The sequence below is a fragment of the Bradyrhizobium sp. AUGA SZCCT0176 genome (genome assembly GCF_018130145.1).
Taxonomy (GTDB): domain Bacteria; phylum Pseudomonadota; class Alphaproteobacteria; order Rhizobiales; family Xanthobacteraceae; genus Bradyrhizobium.
In genome coordinates, this window is the sequence record NZ_JAFCMB010000007.1 from 20,242 (window position 1) to 44,941 (window position 24,700).

At 63.4% G+C, this 24,700-nt stretch carries 26 protein-coding genes; 15 read left to right on the plus strand and 11 right to left on the minus strand.

Translation table 11 applies throughout. The annotated features are described in order from the left end of the window. Positions 1–57: 57 nt before the first annotated feature. The 3 genes from JQ600_RS18185 to JQ600_RS18195 all read right to left on the minus strand — a co-directional run bounded on the left by JQ600_RS18185 (position 58) and on the right by JQ600_RS18195 (position 4,952). Entirely contained in the window at positions 58–2,175 is a 2,118-nt protein-coding gene (locus tag JQ600_RS18185) for a methyl-accepting chemotaxis protein (protein ID WP_249135965.1), read from the minus strand. A gap of 83 nt (positions 2,176–2,258) precedes the next feature. Then, entirely contained in the window at positions 2,259–3,434 is a 1,176-nt protein-coding gene (locus tag JQ600_RS18190; protein WP_212386688.1) for an ABC transporter substrate-binding protein, read from the minus strand. Positions 3,435–3,740: 306 nt separating this feature from the next. Then, entirely contained in the window at positions 3,741–4,952 is a 1,212-nt protein-coding gene (locus JQ600_RS18195) for an FAD-dependent monooxygenase (protein WP_212386681.1), read from the minus strand. Between the two features lie 137 nt (positions 4,953–5,089). Between JQ600_RS18195 and JQ600_RS18200 the strand changes: the two genes are divergently transcribed. Then, positions 5,090–6,088, plus strand: coding sequence for a tripartite tricarboxylate transporter substrate binding protein (locus tag JQ600_RS18200; RefSeq protein WP_212386679.1), 999 nt, complete (start codon positions 5,090–5,092; stop codon positions 6,086–6,088). 41 nt (positions 6,089–6,129) lie between these two features. Here JQ600_RS18200 and JQ600_RS18205 read toward each other — a convergent pair whose 3' ends face one another. Next, positions 6,130–6,564, minus strand: a complete 435-nt coding sequence (locus JQ600_RS18205) for a L,D-transpeptidase (protein ID WP_212386677.1) — start codon at positions 6,562–6,564, stop codon at positions 6,130–6,132. Positions 6,565–6,804: 240 nt separating this feature from the next. Between JQ600_RS18205 and mepA the strand changes: the two genes are divergently transcribed. From mepA to JQ600_RS18240, 7 genes are all read left to right on the plus strand, one after another. Further along, entirely contained in the window at positions 6,805–7,752 is a 948-nt protein-coding gene (gene mepA / locus JQ600_RS18210; RefSeq protein ID WP_212386675.1) for a penicillin-insensitive murein endopeptidase, read from the plus strand. A gap of 159 nt (positions 7,753–7,911) precedes the next feature. Next, positions 7,912–8,121 (plus strand): molybdopterin-binding protein, encoded by a 210-nt coding sequence (locus JQ600_RS18215; RefSeq protein ID WP_212265795.1) that lies wholly within the window; start codon positions 7,912–7,914, stop codon positions 8,119–8,121. Position 8,122: 1 nt separating this feature from the next. After that, positions 8,123–8,626, plus strand: a complete 504-nt coding sequence (locus JQ600_RS18220; RefSeq protein ID WP_212386673.1) for a hypothetical protein — start codon at positions 8,123–8,125, stop codon at positions 8,624–8,626. Between the two features lie 200 nt (positions 8,627–8,826). Further along, a complete protein-coding gene (gene modA / locus JQ600_RS18225) occupies positions 8,827–9,612 on the plus strand; it encodes a molybdate ABC transporter substrate-binding protein (RefSeq protein ID WP_212386672.1) in 786 nt (261 codons plus the stop codon). Continuing rightward, positions 9,612–10,307, plus strand: a complete 696-nt coding sequence (gene modB, locus JQ600_RS18230; RefSeq protein WP_192739217.1) for a molybdate ABC transporter permease subunit — start codon at positions 9,612–9,614, stop codon at positions 10,305–10,307. The genes modA and modB overlap by 1 nt, the downstream gene beginning before the upstream one ends. Positions 10,308–10,309: 2 nt before the next feature. Continuing rightward, positions 10,310–10,984, plus strand: a complete 675-nt coding sequence (gene modC / locus JQ600_RS18235) for a molybdenum ABC transporter ATP-binding protein (RefSeq protein ID WP_212265791.1) — start codon at positions 10,310–10,312, stop codon at positions 10,982–10,984. 266 nt (positions 10,985–11,250) lie between these two features. Continuing rightward, on the plus strand, positions 11,251–11,547 hold the full coding sequence (locus JQ600_RS18240) for a hypothetical protein (RefSeq protein ID WP_212466341.1): 297 nt from the start codon (positions 11,251–11,253) through the stop codon (positions 11,545–11,547). Here the strand turns inward: JQ600_RS18240 and JQ600_RS18245 are convergent. Further along, positions 11,544–12,449 carry a LysR family transcriptional regulator gene (locus JQ600_RS18245; protein ID WP_212386669.1) on the minus strand — a complete coding sequence of 302 codons (906 nt, stop codon included), beginning with the start codon at positions 12,447–12,449 and terminating at the stop codon, positions 11,544–11,546. The two genes, JQ600_RS18240 and JQ600_RS18245, sit on opposite strands and share 4 nt — an antisense overlap. A 126-nt stretch (positions 12,450–12,575) precedes the next feature. On the opposite strand from JQ600_RS18245, the gene JQ600_RS18250 reads away from it, so the two are divergent. Genes JQ600_RS18250 through JQ600_RS18260 form a run of 3 tightly spaced genes read left to right on the plus strand, consistent with a single transcriptional unit; the run spans position 12,576 to position 13,477 of the window. After that, positions 12,576–12,845, plus strand: coding sequence for a hypothetical protein (locus JQ600_RS18250; RefSeq protein WP_212386668.1), 270 nt, complete (start codon positions 12,576–12,578; stop codon positions 12,843–12,845). Positions 12,846–12,888: 43 nt separating this feature from the next. Beyond that, positions 12,889–13,140, plus strand: coding sequence for a DUF1127 domain-containing protein (locus JQ600_RS18255; protein WP_212265787.1), 252 nt, complete (start codon positions 12,889–12,891; stop codon positions 13,138–13,140). A 46-nt stretch (positions 13,141–13,186) separates the two neighbouring features. Further along, the gene (locus tag JQ600_RS18260; RefSeq protein ID WP_212386667.1) at positions 13,187–13,477 is read left to right on the plus strand and encodes a DUF1330 domain-containing protein; all 291 of its coding nucleotides are present in this window, start codon (positions 13,187–13,189) and stop codon (positions 13,475–13,477) included. Here the strand turns inward: JQ600_RS18260 and JQ600_RS18265 are convergent. The 6 genes from JQ600_RS18265 to JQ600_RS18290 all read right to left on the minus strand — a co-directional run bounded on the left by JQ600_RS18265 (position 13,474) and on the right by JQ600_RS18290 (position 20,200). Then, a complete protein-coding gene (locus tag JQ600_RS18265; protein WP_212490002.1) occupies positions 13,474–14,667 on the minus strand; it encodes a CaiB/BaiF CoA-transferase family protein in 1,194 nt (397 codons plus the stop codon). The two genes, JQ600_RS18260 and JQ600_RS18265, sit on opposite strands and share 4 nt — an antisense overlap. A gap of 187 nt (positions 14,668–14,854) precedes the next feature. After that, positions 14,855–15,784, minus strand: a complete 930-nt coding sequence (locus JQ600_RS18270) for a glycine/sarcosine/betaine reductase selenoprotein B family protein (protein ID WP_212386662.1) — start codon at positions 15,782–15,784, stop codon at positions 14,855–14,857. A 205-nt stretch (positions 15,785–15,989) separates the two neighbouring features. Beyond that, positions 15,990–16,592, minus strand: a complete 603-nt coding sequence (locus tag JQ600_RS18275) for a hypothetical protein (protein WP_212386661.1) — start codon at positions 16,590–16,592, stop codon at positions 15,990–15,992. Further along, a complete protein-coding gene (locus tag JQ600_RS18280) occupies positions 16,589–17,380 on the minus strand; it encodes a hypothetical protein (protein WP_212386660.1) in 792 nt (263 codons plus the stop codon). The genes JQ600_RS18275 and JQ600_RS18280 overlap by 4 nt, the downstream gene beginning before the upstream one ends. Positions 17,381–17,396: 16 nt before the next feature. Continuing rightward, positions 17,397–18,257: a hypothetical protein gene (locus tag JQ600_RS18285; RefSeq protein ID WP_212386659.1), complete on the minus strand. Its 861-nt coding sequence runs from the start codon at positions 18,255–18,257 to the stop codon at positions 17,397–17,399. Positions 18,258–18,406: 149 nt separating this feature from the next. Then, positions 18,407–20,200, minus strand: coding sequence for a potassium/proton antiporter (locus tag JQ600_RS18290; protein WP_212386658.1), 1,794 nt, complete (start codon positions 20,198–20,200; stop codon positions 18,407–18,409). Positions 20,201–20,474: 274 nt separating this feature from the next. On the opposite strand from JQ600_RS18290, the gene JQ600_RS18295 reads away from it, so the two are divergent. The 4 genes from JQ600_RS18295 (at position 20,475) to JQ600_RS18310 (ending at position 24,604) form a co-directional block, all read left to right on the plus strand. Beyond that, on the plus strand, positions 20,475–21,791 hold the full coding sequence (locus JQ600_RS18295; RefSeq protein WP_192739229.1) for a mechanosensitive ion channel domain-containing protein: 1,317 nt from the start codon (positions 20,475–20,477) through the stop codon (positions 21,789–21,791). A 108-nt stretch (positions 21,792–21,899) separates the two neighbouring features. Continuing rightward, entirely contained in the window at positions 21,900–22,724 is an 825-nt protein-coding gene (gene map, locus JQ600_RS18300) for a type I methionyl aminopeptidase (protein ID WP_211998364.1), read from the plus strand. After that, entirely contained in the window at positions 22,725–23,414 is a 690-nt protein-coding gene (locus JQ600_RS18305) for an HAD family phosphatase (RefSeq protein ID WP_212386654.1), read from the plus strand. Between the two features lie 230 nt (positions 23,415–23,644). Next, a complete protein-coding gene (locus JQ600_RS18310; protein WP_212265780.1) occupies positions 23,645–24,604 on the plus strand; it encodes an MBL fold metallo-hydrolase in 960 nt (319 codons plus the stop codon). Positions 24,605–24,700 lie beyond the last annotated feature (96 nt).

A 24,700-nucleotide genomic window follows, 5' to 3' on the forward strand; every position in this document is an offset into this window, starting at 1 on the left:
GTTATTGAAGCGTTAAGCCGGAGCTGATCGCCGCACAGTGCAAGCCGTCTAAAAAGCTTAGGCCGCGCGCACCGTGTCGAGGAATTTGCCGACTTCCAGCCGGAGGCGGTTGCTTTCGCCGGACAGCGACTGAGCCGAGGAAAGAACCTGCGCGGAAGCGGAGCCGGTCCGGCGGGCGCCCTGGTTCACATCGACAATGTTGGTGGCGACATCGGAAGTGCCCACTGCGGCCTGCTCGACATTACGCGCGATCTCCTGCGTGGCGCCGCCTTGCTGCTCCACCGAGGTCGAGATCGTCGCCGCGATTTGCGAGATCCGGCCGATGGTGGTGCCGATCTGTTTGATCGCCAGAACCGATTCCTGGGTCGCCACCTGCATCCCGGCAATCTGGCTGCTGATTTCCTTGGTGGCCCCGGCGGTCTGCGCGGCGAGCGCTTTCACCTCCTGGGCGACCACCGCAAAGCCCCGTCCCGAATCGCCCGCGCGCGCGGCCTCGATGGTGGCGTTCAGCGCCAGGAGATTGGTCTGTTCGGCGATCGTGGTGATCAGGTTGACGACGTCGCCGATCCGCAAGGCTGCCTTCGACAGCTCGTTGATGCGGGCGTCGGTCATTTCAGCCTGATTGACGGCTTCGCCGGCGATCCGGTTCGACTCCTGGACCTGGCGGCTGATTTCGGCAACCGAGGCGGTCATTTCTTCCGTCGCGGCGGCGACCGATCTGACGTTTGAGGAGGCCTCCTCAGACGCCGCCTCCACCCTGCCGGAGAGCTGCTGCGTCTCTTCGGCGGTCCGGCTCAGACTGGTCGCCGAGGCTTCCAGCTCCGTTGAGGCCGAGGATACGGTCTGCACGATCTCACCGACCGCGGCCTCGAACTCGGCCGCGAGTTTCTGCATTTCCGCCCTTCGCTGGGCATGCGCGTGTTTTTCGGATTCCGAACGTTCCGCGCGCAGCCGGTTCGATTCCAGCATGTTGTCCTTGAAGACCTGCAGCGCGCCCGCCATGTCGGCGATTTCGTCCGAGCCGCCGGTCGCGATATTGGTCGCCAGATCGCCCGCGGCAATCGACTTCATGCTGTTCTGCAGATGCACCAGGCGGCGCACGACGCCGCGCCCGACATAGTACCAGCCGATGACCAGCGCCGTTAAAAGGCTGACGAGCGCAAGACTGATCAGGATGATGCGTCCCTGCCCGATCTCCGCCTCCGATTCACGGACCGCGGTGGCAGCGCCCGCTTCGCTGCGCTTTCGCAAGCTGGCGACTTCCTTCTCGAACTCCTGGGCGAGCGTGCGGTTCTCCGTCACCACATTGGCGCCGGCCTTCGCGGCCACCAGTTCGCGTTGCTTGAGCTCGAAAATATTGCCGGCGTCCTTGCCGGTCTTGACCAGCTCATCGACCAGTTTCGACGCCTCGGGATTCTTGAAGGCCGCGGCTGCTTTGCCAAGGCGGCCTGCGGTCGCCGTGAAGCGGTCCTTGACCGGCGGCAGCAGATCGGCGGACGGCAGGTCGGCGGCCTCCACCAGGATTCCCAGTATCAAATTGGATTCCGCGCGCAGGTCCAGAATGGCTTGCAGCGATGCCAGTTCGTTGTCGGCCAGCGCGGACAGCGTCTTCTGAATGACTTCCAGATCCTTGTTGTCGGCCGCGGTCTGCAGGCCCATCGTCAGGCTGAACCCGGCGTCATCGGCCATCGGCGACAGTTTTTCGGCAAGCTTCTGATGCGATTTGCGCAGGCTCGCGACCAGCGCGTCGCGCGAGGCGGCAATGGTCTGGCGCTCGGTGACGGATTGCAGCAGCCGGTCGAGATTGACCAGGATGCGATCGGCGGTCTTGCTGACTTTGGCAACGTCATCGGGAGCGAGCGCGCCGATGCTCTGCTTGAGCTCCTGACGCGCCGCGGTCAAAATTTTGGAGGCGTGATCGCGCTCGGCCTGATCGGTCGCGGCGAGAAGACGGGGTGCCGCGGCGGCGACGTCGCCGGCGGCCCTGGCGACCTCGGAGGCCCGCGTGATCTCAGGCAGGCTCTTCTCGGAGATCGCGCCCAGCGAACGCCCGAGGCTGTCGTAGGAGATGATCGCGCTGCCGCTTGCGAGCACCGTGAGCGCAGCGACGACGCCAAAGGCCATAAACAAGCGACCGCGAAGGCCGAGGCGATACCACGACATGCCAGCGTTCATCGCAAAACTCCAAATAACAACGGCAAAATAAAATAGTGCCGCGAGCAGCCGGGCGTTACCCCGGTGCTCGCGGCTTTCTGAACTTACGATCCGGTCTTCTCGAGCCGCTCGACTGCCTTGAAGCTGCCGTCCGCCTGGATCACGGTCAGGAACACTTCATTCGAGCCGCGGTTGCTGGTGGGGCTGTAGGAGAGCTTGAAGCCGCCGAGATCGAGGCTGCCGGCTTTTTGCACGGCGTCGATCATGGCCTGGCGGGTGAGGTCGCCATCAACCTTCTCGAGCGCTGCGGCAATCGCACGGCCGACGAGGTAACCCTCGAGCGAAACGAAGCCGGGCTGCGCGTCGGGCGCGCTGGCCTTGAGTGAAGCATGGTAGCGCCCGACCACCGGGATCGCCGCATCCTTCGGGAACGGAACGACCTGCGTGATCACGACGCCGGTGCCGGCCGCGCCGAGTTCCTTTGCAAGCGCATCGGACCCGACAAAGGAGATGTTCACGAAAGTGGCGTCGAGCTTGATCTGCTTGGCCAGCTTGATGAACTCAGCCGCGGGCTTGTAGGGGCTGATCATGATCACGGCCTGGGGCTCGGCCTTCTTGATGGCCAGCAGCGCGGCTTTCACGGCCACCGTGTTGCGTTCGAAGGTGCCTTCGCCGGCAAGCTGCATCTGCCGCTTTTCGAGCGCCTTCTTGACGCCGGCAAGGCCGGCCTGACCGAAAGCGTCGTCCTGGTACATGATCGCGATCCTGGTCGCGCCGAGGTCCTTGGTCACCCGTTCGACCATGGCTTCGGTTTCCTGGAAGTAGCTGGCGCGAATATTCATCACCAGCGGCTTGTGCGGCTCGCGCAGGAATTCGGCGCCGGTGAAGGCACCGATGAAAGGCGCGCCTGCCGCCGTTGCGATCGGCTGGGTGGCGGCGGATGTCGGGGTGCCAACCGCACCGACGAGCGCGAACACCTTGTCTTCCTCCAGCAGCTTCTTGGCCGCTTCGATCGACTTGGTCGGCTCATAGCCGTCGTCGACGCTCTTGAGTTCGAGCTTGCGGCCCTTGACGCCGCCGGCCTTGTTGATCTCGGCGAAGGCAGCTTCCAGCCCGATCTTCATGCCCTGGCCCAAGGCCGAGGCCGGACCGTCAAGCGCCGCGGCTTGACCAAACACGATCTTGTCGGCCGACACGCCGTTTTCGGCGGATGCGGGAATGCTCGTCGCGAGGAGAACAGCCGACGCAGCAAGGAAGGCGTTGAACGGAATAGCTCGCATATGAATTGTCCTTTGGCGGGTGTAATGGTCGAACGGATCTGCTGGCTCGGGTCATCGCTGGCATGACGACACAGCAACACTGCGTTGCGATTGTGCACCCGATAGCTTCAGAACAGATTAATGATTTGACCGGTGCGTATTTGTACGGTTGCTGAATCGAGGCGAGGTTCACGGCCGGGTTGCACCTATGGCCGCACAAGGCGATCGACCAGCTACCCAGGAAATACCCAAAGCAGAATCGTCACTTGCGCGGATCAGCGACAAGTGTCCGAAATTCTTGCGGTGACCGGCAAGGTTATCGAAGGGTTAAGATGCCGGTGAGGCGCCAGCGATTGGCGTCAGCGCGGTTGCTGCGGCTTCCGCCTCCGGTACGACATCATGATCGTAGAGCTGTCTGCGAAACGCCGCATGCGCCGTTATCTCGGCGTCGCGTACGCCGAGATCAGCGTAGGAGGAGTTGTAGCGCATACCGTTCTCACGCGCGCCGCGCTGAACCGCCGCCACCCGCTCGCGCCGCAGGCGCTCATAGGCCAGCAGTGCCGCCGGAACGTTGACGGGCCCGGCACGCGCCAGAATTGTCGCCAGTGCCATGCCATCCTCGATCGACTGGTTGGCGCCCTGCCCGAGATGCGGCAGCATCGGGTGCGCGGCATCGCCGAGCAGCGTCAGCCGACCCTTGGTCCACGCCGGCAACGGCTCGCGATCGTACAGAGCCCAGCGGAATGTTTTTTGAACCTGGCTGAGCAGCGTCCCGATCCGCGGGTCCCAGCCCTCGAATTCGCGGCGGAGCATGTCAGGGTCACCCGGCGCCGACCACGATTCCTTCATCTCCGCGTCGGCCGGCACGAAGCCGACATAGTTGATGAGTTCGCCTGATCGCACCGGAAAGGTGAGAAAGTGTTTCGCCTTGCCGAGCCACATCAACCAGCGATCGGCCGGCCAGTGCGGAATGAGGTGATGCGGAAGCACGCCGCGATAGGCGACGGATCCATGAAACACCGGGCGCGACGGCGGCGCGGCATAGTGGCGGAGATCGGAGTGGATGCCATCCGCCGCGATGACGATGTCGCCTTCGACAGTTGCGCCATTGGCAAACGATACACGCGCGACGTCGCCGGTTTGCTCAAGGCCAACGCCGCGGTGTCCGGTGCGCACGATACCTTCAGGCAGCGCGGCCGCCAGCAGCTCGACCATGTCGGCGCGGTGCATGCCGAATGTCGCGTTCCAGCCGGAAGAGTCGGTCACCTGAACCGGCGCTATGGGCGCTCCGTCATGACGGAAATAATGCGAACCGGAGCCGACCCTGACGCCGAACTTCTCCACCGATGGCCCGAGGCCCACCCGTTGCAGCTGGCGAACACTGTTTGGCGTCAGAAACACGCCTGCCCCGATTTCACCGAGCGCGGACGCCTGCTCGTAGACTGAGACATCGAAACCGCGCGCGATCAGCGCGTTCGCCGCGAACAACCCGCCGATTCCACCGCCAACGATGACAACCCTGAGCCGTTTTCGTTGCATCGTATTATCCTTCGGCTCCGAAACCGAAAAGGCTTCGGAAGCCTGTCCGTTCAGGCTATCCTTCCCTGCAGGAAACACCAAGCGCCATCGCCGGCAGCGCAGACCGGCGGAAGAGAAGCGACAGCGGGAGCATTTCAATGCACGGCTTTACGGCTCTGGCCCCGAACGGCCGGCATTTGGCGGTGCTGCCATTGCTACTGGCTTTATCCGCGCATGTTCACGCACCGGCATTGGCCGGAGATTATCCGGATCGCACTGTCAAGATCGTTGTGCCCTTTCCCGCCGGAGGGACCGCTGACGCCGTTCCCCGGATTGTCGGGGAATGGCTGTCACGAAAATGGGGCCAGCCGGTCGTGATCGAGAACCGAACGGGTGCGGCCGGAAACATCGGCTCCGAAACTGCCTATCGTTCGGCGCCGGACGGCTACACGCTGCTCTCGTCACCGCCGCCACCGCTGGTGATCAACCAAAGCCTGTACCCGAAGCTCGGCTTCGATCCGACCAGGTTCGAGCCTGTTATCGTGATGGCGCAGGTGCCAAACGCGCTGATCGTCAATCCGGACAAGGTCAAGGCGTCGAGCGTGACCGAGTTGATCGAATATCTGCGCAACAATCCCGACAAGCTTACCTGCGCCACGCAAGGCAACGGCACGACCTCGCATCTGACGTCCGAACTGTTTCAACTCATGACCAGGGTGAAACTGCGCCATATTCCCTATCGCGGTTCGGCGCCGGCATTGCAGGGCCTGCTCGCCGGCGACGTCGACGTGATGTTCGACAATCTCGGCGTCTCGCTGCCGCTGGTCCAGGCCGGCAAGCTGAAATTGCTGGCGGTCGCCTCGCCCGCCCGCTTGCCGGCGCTGCCCGACGTGCCGACGATCGCCGAAACGCTGCCTGGTTTCGAGGCGGTCGCCTGGTATGGCATCGTGGCGCCGCCGGACACCCCGAAGAACATCACTGACAAGATCAATGCCGACGTGAACGAGGTACTGCGTCAACCCGAAGTACAGGAGCAGTTGCGGAAACTGTCCGCCGATATTTTCGGCGGATCCGTCGACAAGACATCCAAATACATGCGGGAGGAAGTCGATCGATGGGCCGCGGTGATCAAGTCGGCCAACATCCAGCTGCAATAAGACATCAAACGAGTGGCGCGCTGGCGGCCCAGGTCACGGCCCTAGTTGATTTGAATCCGCGTATTGCGCTGGCCGTTACGCTGGACCAGCGCGAACAGCGCCGCCGCATGCGACGGGTGCAGCCTGATGCAGCCATGCGAGGCGCGGCCGCCGAGCCGCTTGATATCCGTGGTGCCGTGAATGGCGAATCCGTAATAGAAGAAGATCGCGTGCGGCATCGGCGAATTGTAATATTTGCGCGAGAAATAACTTCGATGCATCGATTGCGGACGGAATATCCCGCTCGGCGTGCCATAGCCGCTGCGGCCGGTCGAGACCGGCCAGCTGTACCGCGTCGCGCCGTCGATGCTGACAGCCATGCGCTGGGACGATTTATCGATCTGGACCACGACAGCGGCGCGTGCCGGGCTCAGTGCCAATGCCGACATGAAAATCGCGGCCGCAAATGACAGCCGCATACCCAACCGAAATTTCATAATGAGCCCTGCCGCCCAGAAAACTCTCTAATGGCGGCATGATGTGTTTTGGAAACGCGCCTTTGTAAAGAGCGGCGGGCCGGCCGGGCGCAAAGGGTCCGAATTAATCTTAACCCGGGGCAACCGGGATAGCGTGGAAATGCCGCGAGCAGATGCTGTGGGAGATCAAACAATTGCGATTGGCACGGTTGTCCCGCGCTGCCGATTCCATGTTACGTCTTGGGCAGCTAGAGTGATCCGATGACACCCCGCCTGATTCTGATCCCGCTCCTGGTCTTGATCGGTCTCGCCAATGCCAGCATGGCATGGGCGCAGGACAAGGGCAGCGTCGACCCCAAGCCGCTGCCGCCGCTGGCCAACCCCAACGACCCCAACATCGGCGCCAAGGAATTGTTCGGCCGCAAGCTGCTGCCGGCGGCGGCGCCGACGCGGGTGCTCGGCTTTTACGCCCATGGCTGCATCGCGGGCGCGGAGGGACTGCCGATCAACGGCGACACCTGGCAGGTGATGCGGCTGTCGCGCAACCGCTACTGGGGGCATCCGGACATGGTCGCGCTGGTGAAGCGGCTGGCCAACAAGGCGCACAAGGATGCCGGCTGGCCCGGCATTCTGGTCGGCGACATGTCGCAGCCGCGCGGCGGCCCGATGTTGACAGGCCATGCCAGCCATCAAGTGGGGCTGGACGCCGACATCTGGCTGACGCCGATGCCGAACCGCCGCTTTTCGCGCAACGAACGCGAGGAAACGTCGGCGGTCATGATGGTGCGCTCCGACCGGCTCGACATCGATCCCAAAGTGTTCACACCAAGCCATCTGGTGGTGATCCGCGCCGCCGCGCAGGAGCCGACGGTGCAGCGCATCTTCGTCAATGCCGCGATCAAGAAGGCGCTGTGCCGCGAGGCCAAGGGCGATCGCAGCTGGCTGCACAAGGTGCGGCCGATGTACGGCCACGACTATCATTTCCACATCCGGATCAAATGCCCGCCCGGCGCCGGTGAATGCGAGAGCCAGCCCGATCCGACCGAAGGCGAAGGCTGCAGCGCCGGCGACCTCGCCTTCTGGTTCAAGGATTCCGTGCTCCATCCGAAGCCGCCGCTCATCCCGCCGAAACCAAAGCCGCCGATGACGATGGCGCAGCTCCCCCCGGCCTGCAAAGCGGTGCTGACCGCACCGGATGCAAAGCAATAGCCGCCATTTCATTCTCGTCCGCAATGCGCTAGTGTTGAAGCGCCTCACGCCGTAAGCGCGGGCGGACTTCCTGGACGACGGTCCTTAGCTTCACATCTCAACCGATAGCCACCCTGTGCGCGGCCAAGCTGCGCGCAGCATCAATTCGTGAGGACCGTCATGCGCATCAGTGCACGCAACCAGATCAAGGGCACCGTCGTCGAAGTCAGGAAAGGCGCGACCACCTCGCATGTCCGCGTCGATATCGGCAATGGCCAGATCATCACCTCCTCGATCACCAACGAAGCCGTCGATGACCTCGGCATCAAGACGGGTGGCAAGGCCATCGTTGTGATCAAGGCCTCGGATGTCATGATCGCGGTGGACTGACATGCGCGTAATCCTGCTGGTGGCGCTGCTGTTCGGCGCCGCGCCCGCTCTTGCCGCCGAAGAGCCGAGCGGCTGCGACAAGTTCAAATGGCCGATCGAGCGCGAACGCGCGATGCTGACCGCGCCGGATCGCGCCACGCTTGCGTCAGGCGTTGAACTCGGGACATTGCCGTCAACGGGCCTGACACTCGCCATGGTCGCGCCCGCGGACGCCAGGCTGCCGACGCCGCCGGAGCGCGCGCCGAAGGAAGGCAGCTTTGCCGGCTTCGTCAGCGTGAAGGCGCCGCCGAAAGCGGGCCTCTACAGCATCAGCCTGTCCTCGGGCGGCTGGGTCGACGTGGTGCAAAACGGCAGCTTCCTGAAACCGAAGGCGCACAGCGGCGCGACCGACTGCGACGGCATCCGCAAGACCATGAAATTCGAGCTGTCGGCGAACCCGTTCGTGCTGCAGATCAGCGGGACCAGGGAGAATTCGATCTCGATCGCGATCCTGCCGACCGAATAGGCCAAGGTGTGAGACGAGAAGTCCCTTTGAGGTCTCTTTACCCGGCCGGTCAGCCTGCTATTGTTCCGGTCAGCGATATCCCGACCGACCGTAAGTCATCGGGATTGCCGGAACGGCGCTTCCGCCTGTCGCATCCCTGACCCAACCAATGCCTGATTTGCGCGCGCCAACCGCGCCGCAGACTCGCACGGAGCGCCAACATGTATCGTCCCGCCGGAATTTTTGCCGCCTTTTTCATTCTGTTTGGCGCGATCCATTCGCCCGCTGCGGCGCAGGACAAGACCATCACGGTGTTCGCCGCCGCCTCGATGAAGAATGCGCTCGACGACATCGACGCCGCCTATACCGCCAGGACCGGCGTCAAGGTCACGGTAAGCTATGCCGCGAGCTCGGCACTGGCAAAACAGATCGAACAGGGCGCGCCGGCCGACGTCTTCATCTCCGCCGACACCGACTGGATGGATTACGCGATCGGAAAGAAAACCATCAACGAGCCGACCCGGGTCAACCTGCTCGGCAATTCCATCGTGCTGATCGCGCCGAAGGATTCCAAGATCGACAATGTCAGCATCGGCGCGGGCTTCGACCTCGCCAAGCTCGCGGGTGACGGCAGGATCGCGACCGGCGACGTCAAATCCGTGCCGGCCGGAAAGTACGCCAGGGCCGCGCTGGAGAAACTCGGCTCCTGGCAGGCGGCCGAGCCGAAATTCGCGATGGCCGACAGCGTGCGCGCGGCGCTGACGCTGGTGGCGCGCGGTGAAGCCACACTTGGCATCGTCTACTCCACCGACGCCAGGGTCGAGCCCGGCGTCAAGGTCGTCGGTACCTTCCCGGGCGATTCCCATCCCGCGATCATTTATCCGGTCGCAGCGACCACGACCGCCAGGCCGGAGACGTCGGATTATCTTGCCTTCCTGCGCTCGACCGCGGCCAAGAACATCCTTGAAAAATACGGCTTCAAGTTCCTGGTCAGTCCCTCGACCTGATGTTCGATATCTCGCCGACGGAATGGACGGCGATCCTGCTCTCACTGCGGGTCGCCATCATCGCAACGCTGGTGGCGACGCCGTTCGGCATCGCGCTGGCGTGGCTGCTGGCGCGGCACAATTTCTGGGGCAAATCCATTCTCGACGCACTGGTCCATCTGCCGCTGGTGCTGCCGCCGGTCGTCACAGGCTATCTGCTGCTGCTCACCTTCGGCCGCCGCGGCATGGTCGGCGCGTGGCTGGCCGACAATCTCGGCATCGTGTTCGCGTTTCGCTGGACCGGAGCTGCGCTGGCCTGCGGCGTGATGTCGTTTCCGCTTCTGGTGCGGCCGATCCGGCTGTCGATCGAGGCGATCGACCGGCGGCTGGAACAGGCATCGAGCACGCTCGGCGCGGCACCGTGGCAGGTGTTTGCCACCGTGACCCTGCCGTTGGCGCTGCCGGGCATCCTGGCCGGCATGGTGCTCGGCTTTGCCAAGGCGATCGGCGAGTTCGGCGCCACCATTACGTTCGTCTCGAATATTCCCGGCGAGACCCAGACGATTTCCTCGGCGATCTATTCGCTGATCCAGACGCCCGACGGCGACCGCGCGGCGGGGCGGCTGGTGCTGATCTCCATCGTGATCGCGATGGGCGCGCTGATCGCATCCGAGTGGTTCGCACGGCGCGCCACGCAGCGCCTGCACGGGAACTGACCATGCTGCGCGTCGAGGTCACAAAGCAGCTTGGCGAGTTCTCGCTGGAAGCCTCCTTCACCAGCGAGGGCCGCGTCACCGGCCTGTTCGGCGCGTCCGGCGCCGGCAAGACCTCGCTGATCAACATGATCGCGGGCTTGCTGCGGCCCGACCGCGGCGTCATCATTCTCGACGGCGAAACGCTCGACGACACCTCGACGGGCGCGCACGTGCCGCCGCACCGCCGCCGCATCGGCTACGTGTTCCAGGATGCCCGGCTGTTTCCGCATCTCGACGTGCGGCAAAATCTCGACTACGGCCGGCGCATGAACAGCCTCGCCGAGGATCCGGCGCAGCATGCGCGCATCACCGACCTGCTCGACATCGGCGGCTTGCTGGATCGCCGGCCCGGAAAACTCTCCGGCGGCGAGCGTCAGCGCGTCGCGCTCGGCCGCGCGCTGTTGTCGAAGCCTCGATTGCTGCTGCTCGATGAACCGCTGGGATCGCTTGATGAGGGACGCAAGATCGAAATCCTGCCCTATCTGATCCGACTGCGCGACGAAGGCATCCCGATGGTCTATGTCAGCCACGATGCCGCGGAGCTGCGCCAGCTCGCAACGCAGATCGTGATGCTGCGCAACGGACGCGTCACCGCGCTCGGCGGCGTCAAGGTGCTGACGAGCAGCACGCCTGCCTGATTTCGTCCGTGATCCAGATCACGTTCGATCGGCGCGAAATTCAAGAAATCCAGTGTTTATAAGCACTTCCTGAACACCCGTTCAGAAAAATCTTTCGAACTATTTTCGCGGGCGACGCGTCTCATAAACGCATCAGGCAATCACGCCTAGCACAATGGAGACTACAACTATGTTCCGTAAAATCGCTCTTGCAGCTGCTGCCGCGATCGCTCTGACCGCTGCTGCTGTTGCCCCGGCTTCGGCCGGTGGTAAGGGTGGCCACGGTCATGGTGGGCATCACGGTCATGGCCATCACGGCCATCATCATGGTCATCATCATCACGGTCATGGCCATCATCACCATCACGGCCATCATCACCACGGTCATCATCACTTCGGATCGTTCTACATCGGCGGAAGCTGCTGGAAGACGGTGTGGTCCGACTTCGGACCGCGTCGCATCTACGTCTGCGGTCGCTATCTGTAAGCTGACGGCCATCGCAAGAAGGCCTCAGCCGAAGGCTGGGGCCTTCTCCCTTTCTGCAGCGCTCGCCGTGACGAAGTTTGGCGAAGCGACATCCTAGCTCGTGCGTTTGCCCGCAGGATGCTCACCCAGCAAGTCGCGCAGCGCCTGAATCTTCGGCGAACCCGCGCCCTTGCGCCAGATCAGGTAGGTATCCGCCCTGTTCTCGCCCGGCGGCAACCGGTGCACCCGCAAGCGTTTGCTCTCCGGAAACGTGGTGAGAACACTTTTGGGCAGCAGCGCGACGCCCATTCCTGCAGCGACGCATCCGAGCATCGCGTGATAGGAGCCGAGCTCAATCGTGCGCTCCGGCATCTGGTCGCGAAGCGCGTACCAATCCTCCAGCCGTTTGCGATGCGGACAACCATGCTCGAAGGCAATGATGGTTCGCGGGAAATACTCCTTCTTGCCTTTGTCCTTGCCTTTACTCCTGCCTTGGCCGATCGCCGGCGTGCCGGCAGCGGACACGATCACGGGTTCTTCCTCGAACACCGCAACCTTTTCAAACAACGCATCCGCAATCGGCAACGTCACCAGCGCAGCATCGAGCTCGCCGGCCAGGATCGCCTTTGAAAGCGTCGGGGGATTGCCGGTGCGAAGTTCGAGCTCCACTTCCGGATAAAGGCGATGATACTCGCTGACCGGTCCCGGCAAGCGGACGGCCGCGGTGCTCTCCATCGCCCCCAGCCGAAAGATTCCGCGTGGCCTCGGATCCTGCACCGCGTTGCGCGCCTCGTCGGCCAGCGCGAGCAGCTGGTCCGCGTAGTCGAGCAGCACCTGCCCCGCCGGTGAAAGATGCAGGCGCTTGCCCTCGCGAATAAAGAGCGGAACGCCGATGTCGTCCTCGAGCTGCTGGATGCGCGTCGTGACATTGGATTGAACGCGATGCAAATGCTCCGCGGCCCGCGTCACGCCACCCTCGCGGACAACCGCGCTGAAAATCTTCAAATCGGACAGATCCATACATCTCTCCACGGGATCATAATCATCTTTATTATTCATTTTATGTGATCATCGCCACGTCGTAAAGAGACCCCGTCGCAACGCCCGGAAGTATGGAGGCGCCAATCGCGATCGATGGAGGTCACGATGCCAGCAGGACATGGAATGCAGGGCTGCCCGTCCGACATCCGCCGGGCCTCGCCAGCCGAGTTTCTCTTGCTGACAGAGCGGATCGCCCGAGAGGCGCGGACCGCTCGGGCCGCGGCGATCGGTGACGCTGTCGTTCGAACGTTCACGCGGGCAGTGCGCGGCGTGCGCGTGCTGGTGTCGGTGGTCCGCACCGCGTTCGCCTTGCGCGACACCCTCATGCCGGCGCGTGAAGGCAGCCGAACGCACCATCCCAATCACCATCAGTGACCCCGACGCCACCACCGGCGCAAACTCCGAAAGAGACGCGACCATGCTGATCACCATCATGAAGCCGGCTCGACTCAACACAGGCTCTCTTGCCGCGGACGCCTTTCGTGCCCTGCGAACGGTCTGCGCCAGACTTTGGCGTTGGCGGCAGCAGCGGCTGGCGGCCTCGGAACTGCACAGCCTGAGCGACTACTCGCTGAGAGATATCGGTATCGCGAGAAGCTACATCGACGAACAGGTACGCCTTTCCGCCAAGCGCTACGCGCGGCCGACCAAGTCAACCGGACTGATCTGAGTTCTCATCGCTGCAGCCGCTTAACCCCTGGGACGGAGAAACTACCATGCCCAAAGCATACTGGATCGTGCGTGTCAGCGTTCATCAGCCAGCGCAATACCCGGATTATCTCGCCGCAGCGCGTCCGGCCCTCGAAAAATTCGGCGCCCGGTTTGTCGTACGCGGCGGCGCGTTCGAACTGATGGAGGGACAGGCGCGGGAACGCAACGTCGTCGTCGAGTTCGCCGATTTCGCGACGGCGACCGCCTGCTACCGCAGCGACGAATATCAGAAGGCAAAGGCGATCCGCCAGGCGAACGCGGATGCCGACTTCATCATCATCGAGGCCGCCACCTAAACGATTTCGCGCGCGCGCAAATCTGCGATCGCGGCCGCATCGTAGCCGAGCGAGGCCAGCACCTCGTCGGTATGGGCGCTGAGTTCGGGCGCCATGCGGTCGAGCTTGCCACCGCCATGGGCGAGCTGAAATCCGCTGCCGGCGAAACGAAGCCGGCCATAGGGCGTGTCGATCTCCTGAATGGCGGCGCGCGCCGCGATCTGCGGATGATCGATCACTTCCTCGACCTTCCAGATGCTGGCGCAGGGCGCGCCGGCAGCTTCCAGGATGGTCTCCCACTCGCGGGGATCTTTTTTCGATAGCGCGTCCTCGATGATGGCTCGTAGCGCCGGCTCGTTTTCCTGCCGCGCGAACCAGTCGACGAAGCGCGGGTCCTCCAGCGCATCAGCGCGGCCGAGCGCCTTCATCAGCGACTGATATTGCTTCTCGCTGTTGACGGCGAGCAGCAAATATCCTTCGCCAGCCTTGAACAGGTTGGCGGTCGGCCGGCGGCTGACGGCCTGATTGCCTGACAGTTGCTGGCGATGGCCGGCGACCGCGTAATCCGCCACCTGACCTGAAAGAAACGCCAGCGTCGCCTCCAGCATGGAGACGTCGACCATCTGTCCCTTGCCGGTATGGGTGCGCTGGAACAGCGCACTGGAGACACCGAACGCCGCGGTCGAGCCGGACAAGACGTCGCAGACCGCAAAGCCGGCGCGGGTCGGTCCGGTCTCGGCATGGCCCGTAATGGACATGATGCCTGATAGAGCCTGGATCTTGCCGTCATAGCCGGCGCCAAGCCGCGCCGGGCCGGTCTGGCCAAAGCCCGAAATCGCGCAATAAATCAGCCGTGGATTGATCGCCGAGAGCGCCGCATAGCCGATTCCGAGCTTGTCCATCACGCCGGGACGGAAATTCTCCATCACCACGTCGGCTTGCGCCGCGAGCTGCTTGACGATCGCGATCGCTTCCGGCTTTTGCAGGTCGAGCGTCAGGCTGCGCTTGTTGCCGTTGATCGCCTGCCAGCCGGGCGCGAGACCGCGCTCGGCCCATTCGCGGGAGAGCGGCGTGCGGCGCATGTCCTCGCCCTCGCGCCGCTCCACCTTGATGACATCGGCGCCGAGCAGCGCGAGCTGGTAGCTCGCATAGGGGCCGGCCAGCACCTGCGTGAAGTCGAGAATCTTCACGCCTTCGAAGGGTCGGGTCACGTCTGCTCTCTCCCCTGGCTCTTCTCCCCTCTCCCCTTGTGGGAGAGGGTGGCACGGACGCGCGAGAGCGCGTTCGTGACGGGTGAGGGGTTCTCTCCTCACGGCAACATTTCGAGATGAGGATAGAGACCCCTCATCCGGCGCTTCGCGCCACCTTCTCCCACAAGGGGAGAAGGGAAGTAGAGCCTCACGCCGCGCGGTTGCCGCGCGCGATTTCTTTCTGCTTGTCGAACTCGGCGCGACGCCGTGCCAGTTCTTCCGGGCTCATCTGCGCGATGTTGTTGTAGTCGAGCTTCCAGGAGGCATCGTCGCTCCAGCGCAGCGGCGATTGCATCGTGGTGCGCGCGCCGGACGCGGTTTCCAATAGGCGCAGCGCCAGTTCGAGCGTCTGCGCCTGCGAGGCCACATCCTGCGGCTTGCCGGCGGAGTTCCCGAGCGGAAAGTCCGAAAACAGGAAGCGCGGCACGGCCGCGTGCTCGACGATATCCTTGGCACAGCCCATCACGACGGTGGCGATGCCGTTGGCTTCGAGATGGCGCGCGACCAAAGCCGAAGTCTGGTGGCACACCGGACAGTTCGGCACCAGCACGGCGACATCGACCTTGTCGGCGAGGCAACGCTCAAGAATCTCCGGCGCGTCGGTGTCGATGGTGACGCGATGGCTGCGATTGGTCGGCGCGCCGAAGAAGCGCGGCGCCACCTCGCCGATCCGCCCCGCGGCCTGCGCCTTCAGAAGCTGCGGCAGCGGAAACCAGGTGCCGCTGTCGGTTGCTGACGTGTGCTTGCGGTCATAGCCGATATGCGAGATCCGCAGATCGTGCTGTTTCGAAGTATCGCCGTCATAGACCGTGTAGAATTTTGCGCCGCCGTTATACGCCGCACCCGGACCCTGATCGCCCTTGGCGGGATCATATTGCGCGGCGGTCGTAACGATGGTCACCCGCGATTGCGCCAGCGGCTTTTTCAGCGGCTGGAATGGCGCATCGACGTAATGCGCCCAGCGGTACGCCGTGGTGTAGCCGATCGCCGCGTAATAATCGCGGGTCCGCTGCATATAGGGGACCGCGGAATCGTAGTCGGGCGCAAAGCCCAGTTGATCGTCGGACGAGCCGGACATTGTTGTGTCTCCTGCGTTTCCACCGTGAGGGCGCTGATCTGGCTTGAGCCTAAGCTAGTGATAGTCAGCCTGTTCCTCAACAGCGGATATTGCACGAGCCAGGACCAATGACCATGCGCGCCACGGCCGGGACAGCAGGCCCTAACCGGGGGCTGGTACCTTGTTTTGCCGTGCGCGTGCCGGCAACACGGCAGCGCGGCGCGACCTAGTCGTCCTCCTCGGCCGGCTCACCAATTCTGCACGGGCGCAAGGCATCGCCGCCCTTGAGCACGATGATCGAGACCGCCGCATGATTCTGCCGGAAATCGTTGAGGCGGAAGATTCCGGCGGCGTAGCGTTCGCGCAGGCCTTGTTCCACCCTGGCGTCGATCGGATCACGGAAGATTTCGCGCGCACGCAACAAACCCAAATCGCCATAGTCGCGGTACAGATTCGAGGTGTGCTGCAAGCGCGAGGACAGATACCAGAACATCGCCGAGCGGTATTCCTTCAAGGCGTCTTTCGGGCAGGACTGCGGCGTACAGACACGCAAAGCCAGCGTAATCTTGTCGGGATCAAAGTTGGCGATACGATCATCGATCGAGCGCCCGCCGCGGTCGCGCGAGCCGCGCGAGGGAATGGCTTTCGTTCCAGCGACGTGCTGGCGGCCGTAGCAGGCCGGCGCCGTCTTCGGCTCGGACATGTATCTCTCCACGCGAGCGAAAACACCGAAACCGACCATCGCGATGCCGCCGACGGCCAGACCCGTGGCCACCGCGCGCCAGCGGGTGAAGAAGCCCGAAGGCAAGCCTTGTTCGAGCATGCTCATCCGCATGCGTTCTTGCTGGGTTGAGCAGGGCCTACGACAGGCATCGCGGGCATCCCGCGCGGCGGCGGCGGACTTCCGAAGACGCCCGGCGTTCGGTTCGACATGAGCCGGGCAACATCGCTGGCCGGGATGTAACCGTCGGCTTCGAGCGCGACCAGTCCTTCCTTGAGTTGCGGATCGATCCGGGCGCTGGGCATGCCGGCCGCGTCTTGCTTGTAATCGATCGGCCCGCCGGCAATCATTGCCGATGGGCTGCCCGCCTGTATTTGCCATTCTTCACGCGCCTGAACGACCAGCTTGGCATACTGCCGAACCGCCTCGTACAAATGATCCCGATGCGGCTTCTGACAGAAGCGCTGCGGCTGTTCCCTGGTCAGGCACGCCACATAGGCGCCGCCGCGCACGACCCGGTGCTCGACGATATAGAGGCTATCGAAAGCTGCGTTCCTCTGCGTCGCAGTCAATTCGGCCGTAGCGGCGCGGTCGGTGCAGATGCGATGAACCCGCTGCAACAGCGCGTCACCGCCGCCGGCCTGCTCGATCGCCGCCGCCGGGTTGCCGGCGTTGGCGGTTTCTACGAAACCCCGGTCGAGCGCCTTACCCGCCTGCTTCATGAAGTAGACACTGGCGCCTCCGATGGCGAATGCCAGTGCGACTCCGAGCGCCATGCCGCCGACCTGCTTGACCAGCGGCGGCATCCCGCCGCCGGAAGACGCCGGGATCGGCCGCGACGCCTCCGGCGCCGGCTGTATCCCTCGCCGGCCGAAATCGCCGTTCTGTCGACTCATGGTCTTTCCCTTTCGATCAGCGGCGCGCGCGCTGCTTGCACAGGCGATCCAGGTCGCCGGCGTACATGGTTTTGTCGGTAGAGCCGTCGCTCTGTGCCAGACCCGAAGTCGGCGTGATGCGGGATGGATTGAGCAACAGAGTGTAGCGGATAGCATCGAACGGCAGACCAAAATGATCGGCCCAGTTCTGCAACGACGTACACAATCCCTGACGGTTGCTGACTTCGCCGCCGGTCGGGTCCACGGGGCGCGCGAAACTGGGAGCGCCAAACGCGCCGATCCGAAAGCCCGCCAGCGAGCCCGGTTGAGCGTCGAGAACGTCAAACGCCGCATAGCCTTCAAATCCGACGCGGGGCGCCGATCCCGGCGTCAAGCCTTGCAGGCGCCAGCGGATCGGCTGATCGGCGATGATGACGACCGCATCGCGCGGAGCCTGTTTGAGGTCGAGTTGCAGAATCCGATAGCCGTCCTGATCGACAGCCTGTCGCGCCTGCGACGACGTTCCCCCGCCACCCGGCTTTGTGCTGTCGAATGCGACCGCGATAATTTGAAGCGATGCTGTCGTGCCGGAGGCCATTTCCGGCCTGCCGGTCAGCGCCCTGAGCCTCGCGATCTGCCGCCCGCGTTCCTTATCCAACACCGAAGTGACGATGCCTGGCTTCGATGCCGGCTCGTCGCGGGGACCGGCCTGCTCCAGAATCTGCTGAAACCTGTCATTGTTGCGACCGGCGACCGAGCCGAGCACGTGCCCGTACGTCATCGTCAGCACGACAAGCGGCGTGGCGATAAAACCGAGCACCGTGAACCAGACAAGAAAGCGAATGACCTGATCAAGCAGCGGCGGTCGCGGCGGAGGATCTGTTTGCGTCACACTCATCAACGGCCCCGATGGCCGCCGGTGGGAGCGCGACCTTACGGACCCGAATTTACACGGAGAGGTTGAAAGGCTTTTTTGAGCCTCAGACTAAAAGTCGCTCGATCCCGGCCATGTTTGATTAACGGGTTGTGCCTTTTCGAGACGACGCCTCAGACCCCCGCGACCTGCGACCATATCTCGGCGAGCTTGCGCCTGAACGCCTGCATGCGCGTCAAGGGCACGGCCACTTCCTCTTCCTCGGGCAGCCGAAGGCCGATGACGTTGACCCGGCCGCCGCCAAGGCTGCGCGCGACCAGGACGATGGGATCCAGCACCAGCTCCGCGCCTTCCTTTGGCGCGTGGTCGAGATGGATGTCGAAATAATCCGCCAGCGTCAGCTTGGCCTGCTCTTCACCGACCGCAACGCCGTAGATCTCGGCGAGTTCACCCAGCGTGTGCTCGCCCGACACCGTGAAATCGCCGAGCAGATGCGGATCGGGCGTCGTGCTCGGCGCCATATCGACAAAGAACCGATCCAGCGCCTCGGCCTTTTCCGGTGGCGCCAGCAGGTAGATGTAATCGCCGGGCGCGATCGGGTCGGCCTCGGTGGGCGATAGGATCCGCTCGTCGCGGATCACCAGCGTCGGCTTCGACCAGGACGGGATCAGCCCGCGCCGGAAATACAGGCTCTTTGAGCGCACGGGATAGCCGACCAGTTGCTGCTCGAGCTGGCCGGGCAGATCGAGCTCGACGCGGCGCGGGCCACGGTCCGCGCGGGGCAACGCCACATGCAGCAGCCGCGCCGCCGGCGCCAGCGTCCAGCCCTGCAGCAGCAGCGAGATGAAGACGACGACAAAGGCGACGTCGAAATAGAGATAGGCTTTCGATAGCCCCACCAGCATCGGGATCGATGCCAGGAAGATCGCCACCGCGCCGCGCAGGCCGGTCCAGGCGATGAAGAGCTTTTCCCGCCAGTTGAAGCGAAACGGCGCGAGACAGAGAAACACCGCCAGCGGCCGCGCCAGCAGCATCAGCACCAGCGCCACCAGCACGGCCGGACCGATGCTGTCGACCAGCCGCTGTGGGGAGACCAGCAGGCCGAGCATCACGAACATCACGATCTGCGCCAGCCAGGTCGCGGCATCGAGGAACGTCACCACCGAATTATGCGCGCGCGTCGGCCGGTTGCCGATGATGATGCCGGCGAGATAGACCGCGAGAAAGCCGCTGGCATGCGCGATCTGCGCCGCCCCGAAAATCACCAGCGCCGCGGTGGCGACAAAGGGCGCATGCAGGCCTTGCGGCAGCGCCACGCGATTGAGCCCCACCACCACCAGACGGCCACCGATCACGCCGACGACGGCGCCGAGCCCGGCTTCACGGATGAATTCCAGCGCGATATGCACGGCCGAGCTTTGACCGAGTGAAATGTACTGGACCAGCATCAGCGTGAGGAAGACCGCGAAGGGATCGTTGGTGCCGGATTCGGCTTCCAGCGTCGCACCCACCCGCGGCCGCAGCCGCAGGCCCTGCGCATGCACCAGCAGGAACACCGCCGCCGCATCGGTCGAGGCGACGACGGCGCCGACCAGCAGCGACTCGCTCCAGTTCAGATCGAGCACGTATTTGGCGAACGGCGCGGTGACCAGGGCGGTGAGCAATACGCCGACCGTCGCCAGCACCGTGGACGGCGCCAGCACCGCACGGATACTTTGAAACCGCGTTTTCAGACCGCCGTCGAACAGGATCAGCGCCAGCGCCACCGATCCCACCAGATAGGTCGAGCGCACGTCATCGAAGCTCAGCTGGCCGGGCCCGGAATCGCCCGCCAGCATGCCGATCAGCAGGAAGACCAGCAGCAACGGCGCGCCAAAGCGCAGCGCCAGCAGGCTCGAGAGAATTCCGGCCATTATCAGGACGGCTCCGAGCAAAATCGCCAGACTTACTGAATCGAGAGAAGCCATAAATTTAGGAAAGCCTCGAATCTAGAGAAGATTTGCAGCTCTGCAACGTTGGGCAAATACTTGCAATTGCATCCTTATCGTCGCCACAGTTGAACGCCAACCCATTTCTCCAGATAGCGGCAATGTGCCCGGTTTATCGGCCTAACTTGCCCTTGCGGACGTCTGGTATCGATGGCATCCGCAGCGGGCTTGTGGGAATCTGCCAGCGCTTCGAATCAATTTTGCATGATGGGGCAGCTTGATAAGCAAGCTGGCCCCGAACGAGATTTTGCCGATGGATCCGAAAGAGATTATCGAGTTGCTGCACACCACCGCGCGGTCGCTCGGCGCGGAGGTCACCTCACCCTGGTTCTATCTGCAGTTTGGCCTGATCCTCGCCGGCGCAGGCATCGCCTATGCGAGCGACGCGGCCATTCGTTCGCGCGTCGACATGACCTCGTTCGCGATGGGCTTGCCGCTGCCGCTCAGGCACTTCGCCCGCGTGCTGGTCTTTAGCGCCTCCACCGCGGTGTTCGCCGTTCTGATGATCGCCGCCCGCATCACGATGTACCATTCGACCTGGCCGAGCCGCAGCTATCTGCTGGCGGTCTGCGCCAAGCTGGCGCTGGCCTGGCTGGTCATTCGCCTCGTGACGTCGGTCATTCGCAACGAGTTCATCGTCCGCCTGGTGTCGCTGTCGGCATGGCTGGTCGCGGCGCTCAGCGTCGTCGGCCAGCTTCAACCGACCCTGGACTTGCTGGATTCGGATGCGGCCTCGATCGTGCTCGGCGGATTGCGGCTGACGCCGCTGGTCCTGATCAAGCTCGGCGCCCTGCTGATCGTGGCGCTGTGGCTGACCAACATCGCCAGCAATTTCGTCGAAAGCCGCATCACCCGCTCCGCGGACCTGACGCCGTCGATCCAGGTGCTGCTGGTGAAGATGATCCGGATGGGCCTGATGGTGCTCGCGATCATCATCGCGCTCAGCGCCGTCGGCATCAATTTGTCCGCGCTCGCGGTATTCTCCGGTGCGGTCGGCGTCGGTATCGGTATTGGCCTGCAGAAGATCGTCGCCAACTTCATCTCGGGTATCATCCTGCTGGCGGACAAATCCGTAAAACCCGGCGATCTCGTCACCATCGGCGACAGTTCGGGCCGCATCAGCGCGATGAAGACGCGCTACATTTCGGTCGCCGCCGGCGACGGCCGCGAATTCCTGATCCCGAACGAGGATCTGGTGACCCAGAAGGTCGTGAACTGGACCTATACCGACAAGAACACGCTGGTGAAGGTGCTGTTCGGCACCAATTACGACGCCGATCCGCGGCTGGTCTGCAAGCTGGCCATCGAGATCGCCGCGGCCGCGCCCCGCGCCATCAAGAACAAGCCGCCGAACTGCATCCTGACCGAATTCGCCGAGGCCGGGATGAAATTCTCCCTGACCTTCTGGATCGCCGACCCCGACGGCATGGACACCGTGAAGAGCGACGTGATGCTGGCGCTGTGGGACGCCTTCAAACGCGAGGGCATCCGGGTTCCCTATCCGGTGCGTGAAATCCGGGTTCGGGGCGGCGCGCTGCCGGTCGAATCCGTGGTGGAGGTTTCCAGCTGAAATCAAGCGTTTAGATGCCCTCCAGCCCGCCAACCTTGGCTTGCACTGCCAGCTGCGATCATTAAATTAGGCCTTTGACGCCCTCAATTCCCGAAGCATGACCCGCCCATGAGCTATATCGAAGCAACAGATACCTCCTTGCGAAAGACCGGACAGATCAAGCTGCATGGCGCGAGCGGTTTCGCCGGCATGCGCAAGGCGGGCGCCCTGGTCGCCAAATGCCTCGACGAGCTCACCGACATCGTCAAGGAAGGCATTCCCACCTCGCGGATCGACGAATTCGTCCGCGATTTCGCTTTCAGCCACGGCGCCTACCCGGCAACGCTGATGTATCGCGGCTACCGCTATTCGACCTGCACCTCGATCAATCACGTGGTCTGCCACGGCATGCCCGGCGATCGCGCGCTGAAGGAAGGCGACATCGTCAATATCGACGTCACCTTCATCGTCGACGGCTGGTACGGCGATTCCAGCCGCATGTATGTGATCGGCCCGATCGCCCGCAAGGCCGAGCGGCTGATCGAGGTCACCTATGAGGCGATGATGCGCGGCATTGCCGCCGTAAAACCCGGCGCCACCACCGGCGACATCGGCCACGCCATCCAGAGTTTTGTCGAGCCGCAGGGCATGAGCGTGGTGCGCGATTTCTGCGGCCATGGTTTGGGACGCATGTTCCACGACGAGCCGAACATCATCCATATCGGCCGGCCCGGCGAAGGCGTGGCGCTGAAGCCCGGCATGTTCTTCACCATCGAGCCGATGATCAATCTCGGCAAGCCGCATGTGAAGATCCTGTCCGACGGCTGGACCGCTGTCACGCGCGACCGCTCGCTGTCGGCGCAGTTCGAGCATTCGGTCGGCGTGACCGCTGATGGCGTCGAAATCTTCACGCTGTCGCAGCGCCATGCCGAGAAGCCGCTGGCGAAGGCGTAATTGGACCGGCGCGTAACCCTGCCTCGCAAGCCCAAGGCCGTCGTCTTCGATATGGACGGCCTGCTGATCGACACTATTCCCGCCTATGTCAGCGCCATGGTCGAGGCCGGCCATGATGTCGGACACGTCGTCTCGAAAGACTATGCGCTGTCGCTGGTCGGGCTGCTCGGCCTTGAGCTGGAAGCGCAGCTTCGCACCGATCATGGCGCGGCGTTTCCGCTCCCTGCCTATATGGCCGCGGTCTCGGCACGGCTTGGTCCGATCCTGGATGCCGGCGTTCCCTTGAAGGCCGGCGCATCAGAATTGCTGGAAGCACTGGCAAGGGCAGAAATGCCAATGGCGGTCGGGACCTCGATGACGCGGAAGGAAGCGCTTCATCATCTGAACCACTGCGAGGTCGAACACTTCTTCCGCAGCGTCGCCGCGCGAGACGACGCGGCCCGCGGCAAGCCGCACCCGGACGTTCACCTGAAGGCGATGTCGGCGCTGGGGTTCGAGCCTCGCGATTGCCTGGTCCTCGAAGATTCCTTCAACGGCGTTCGCGCGGCACACGCCACCGGCGCCATGGTGATCATGGTGCCGGATGTGGTAGCGCCGACGCCGGAGATTGCGGCGCTTTGCATCGGCGTGGCCATCGACCTGCATCAGGTCGGGGAGATCATCGGGTGGATGGAAACCCCGGCCAACTGATTTCCTGCCGTTGCGGCAATTGATGATTGCAACAGCACGAAATTCTGGATGCCGATGCCATGAGGACGATGGCCAAAATCCCAGTTGCAAATCGTTCTCAATATCCTGCGGCAAGATGCCGGTCCTTTAACTTGAATCCCTGCGGAATACGCCGCGCGCGACGGTGTAGAACTCACGCGGACGCTCTCGGTCGAGCCTCCGACGGGCGATCAACCAAGGGAGCAAGAACAATGTTCGAGATTTCACGCAGAGATCTGATTCTCGGAAGCACGGGGGCCGCGCTCGTTTTCGGCCTCAAGGGACCGGTTTCGTTCATCGATGCGGCGCACGCGCAGCGCGCCGCGGACAGCCTCAAATACAAGGTCGGGGATATCGAGGTCTTCAGCCTGCATGAGGGATCCGTCGAGCGCACCGTCACTGAAGCGATGGTCAAGAACGCCTCGCTCGACGACGTCAAGAAGGCGCTGAGCGCGGCGGGCATCGGGCCTGACAAGATCGACAATCCCTTTACCGTCACGGCGATCCGGACCGGCGGCAAGGTCGTGCTGTTCGATACCGGCTTTGGCGGCAACGGTCCGGCCACGGTCGGCAAACTCGCCGACAACATGAAGGCCGCCGGCCTCGATCCCGCGACCGTCTCCACCGTCGTGATCTCGCATTTCCATGGCGACCACATCTCCGGCCTGTGGGTGAAGGAGACGAGCGCGCCGGTGTTCCCGAACGCGGAAATCATGATGCCCGAGGTCGAGTTCAAGTACTGGACCGATCCGGCGCTGGTGGAGAAGGTGCCGGAAGCCAACCGTCCGATGGTCAAGCGCATCCAGGCGACGTTCCCGACCTGGAAGAACGTCAAGCAATACAACGACGGCGCCGACCTCGCGCCCGGCGTCAAGGCGATCGCCACGCCTGGTCACACCGTCGGACACATGTCGTTCCTGGTGGCATCCGGCGGACAGCAGCTCTATATCCAGAGCGACGTCACCGGCATGCACCAGCTGTTCGTCAGGAATCCCGGCTGGTTCTCCAGCTTCGATGCAGATGGGCCGAAAGCGGAAGCCACGCGCCGCGCTTTCTTCGATCGCGTCATTGCCGAAAAGGGCATGATCGCCGGCTATCATTTCGGCTTCCCGAATGTCGGCACCCTGTCGAAGGATGGCAATGGCTATGCGTTCGCGGCCGTGAAGGCCTGATAGCGGGCTGGTCCGAAAAAAATGAAAGGCGCCGCATGTCGTGCGGCGCCTTTTCTCTATCCGAAATCCGCCGCCGCCCCGCACTTCAGAGTTGCA

What these genes read in the sequence shown, in the direction of transcription:
- JQ600_RS18185 (WP_249135965.1), bottom strand. Translation starts at nt 2,175, where the DNA reads ATGAACGCTGGCATGTCGTGGTATCGCCTCGGCCTTCGCGGTCGCTTG.
- JQ600_RS18190 (WP_212386688.1), bottom strand. Translation starts at nt 3,434, where the DNA reads ATGCGAGCTATTCCGTTCAACGCCTTCCTTGCTGCGTCGGCTGTTCTC.
- JQ600_RS18195 (WP_212386681.1), bottom strand. Translation starts at nt 4,952, where the DNA reads ATGCAACGAAAACGGCTCAGGGTTGTCATCGTTGGCGGTGGAATCGGC.
- JQ600_RS18200 (WP_212386679.1), top strand. Translation starts at nt 5,090, where the DNA reads ATGCACGGCTTTACGGCTCTGGCCCCGAACGGCCGGCATTTGGCGGTG.
- JQ600_RS18205 (WP_212386677.1), bottom strand. Translation starts at nt 6,564, where the DNA reads ATGAAATTTCGGTTGGGTATGCGGCTGTCATTTGCGGCCGCGATTTTC.
- mepA (WP_212386675.1), top strand. Translation starts at nt 6,805, where the DNA reads ATGACACCCCGCCTGATTCTGATCCCGCTCCTGGTCTTGATCGGTCTC.
- JQ600_RS18215 (WP_212265795.1), top strand. Translation starts at nt 7,912, where the DNA reads ATGCGCATCAGTGCACGCAACCAGATCAAGGGCACCGTCGTCGAAGTC.
- JQ600_RS18220 (WP_212386673.1), top strand. Translation starts at nt 8,123, where the DNA reads ATGCGCGTAATCCTGCTGGTGGCGCTGCTGTTCGGCGCCGCGCCCGCT.
- modA (WP_212386672.1), top strand. Translation starts at nt 8,827, where the DNA reads ATGTATCGTCCCGCCGGAATTTTTGCCGCCTTTTTCATTCTGTTTGGC.
- modB (WP_192739217.1), top strand. Translation starts at nt 9,612, where the DNA reads ATGTTCGATATCTCGCCGACGGAATGGACGGCGATCCTGCTCTCACTG.
- modC (WP_212265791.1), top strand. Translation starts at nt 10,310, where the DNA reads ATGCTGCGCGTCGAGGTCACAAAGCAGCTTGGCGAGTTCTCGCTGGAA.
- JQ600_RS18240 (WP_212466341.1), top strand. Translation starts at nt 11,251, where the DNA reads ATGGTGGGCATCACGGTCATGGCCATCACGGCCATCATCATGGTCATC.
- JQ600_RS18245 (WP_212386669.1), bottom strand. Translation starts at nt 12,449, where the DNA reads ATGGATCTGTCCGATTTGAAGATTTTCAGCGCGGTTGTCCGCGAGGGT.
- JQ600_RS18250 (WP_212386668.1), top strand. Translation starts at nt 12,576, where the DNA reads ATGCCAGCAGGACATGGAATGCAGGGCTGCCCGTCCGACATCCGCCGG.
- JQ600_RS18255 (WP_212265787.1), top strand. Translation starts at nt 12,889, where the DNA reads ATGCTGATCACCATCATGAAGCCGGCTCGACTCAACACAGGCTCTCTT.
- JQ600_RS18260 (WP_212386667.1), top strand. Translation starts at nt 13,187, where the DNA reads ATGCCCAAAGCATACTGGATCGTGCGTGTCAGCGTTCATCAGCCAGCG.
- JQ600_RS18270 (WP_212386662.1), bottom strand. Translation starts at nt 15,784, where the DNA reads ATGTCCGGCTCGTCCGACGATCAACTGGGCTTTGCGCCCGACTACGAT.
- JQ600_RS18275 (WP_212386661.1), bottom strand. Translation starts at nt 16,592, where the DNA reads ATGAGCATGCTCGAACAAGGCTTGCCTTCGGGCTTCTTCACCCGCTGG.
- JQ600_RS18280 (WP_212386660.1), bottom strand. Translation starts at nt 17,380, where the DNA reads ATGAGTCGACAGAACGGCGATTTCGGCCGGCGAGGGATACAGCCGGCG.
- JQ600_RS18285 (WP_212386659.1), bottom strand. Translation starts at nt 18,257, where the DNA reads ATGAGTGTGACGCAAACAGATCCTCCGCCGCGACCGCCGCTGCTTGAT.
- JQ600_RS18290 (WP_212386658.1), bottom strand. Translation starts at nt 20,200, where the DNA reads ATGGCTTCTCTCGATTCAGTAAGTCTGGCGATTTTGCTCGGAGCCGTC.
- JQ600_RS18295 (WP_192739229.1), top strand. Translation starts at nt 20,475, where the DNA reads ATGGATCCGAAAGAGATTATCGAGTTGCTGCACACCACCGCGCGGTCG.
- map (WP_211998364.1), top strand. Translation starts at nt 21,900, where the DNA reads ATGAGCTATATCGAAGCAACAGATACCTCCTTGCGAAAGACCGGACAG.
- JQ600_RS18310 (WP_212265780.1), top strand. Translation starts at nt 23,645, where the DNA reads ATGTTCGAGATTTCACGCAGAGATCTGATTCTCGGAAGCACGGGGGCC.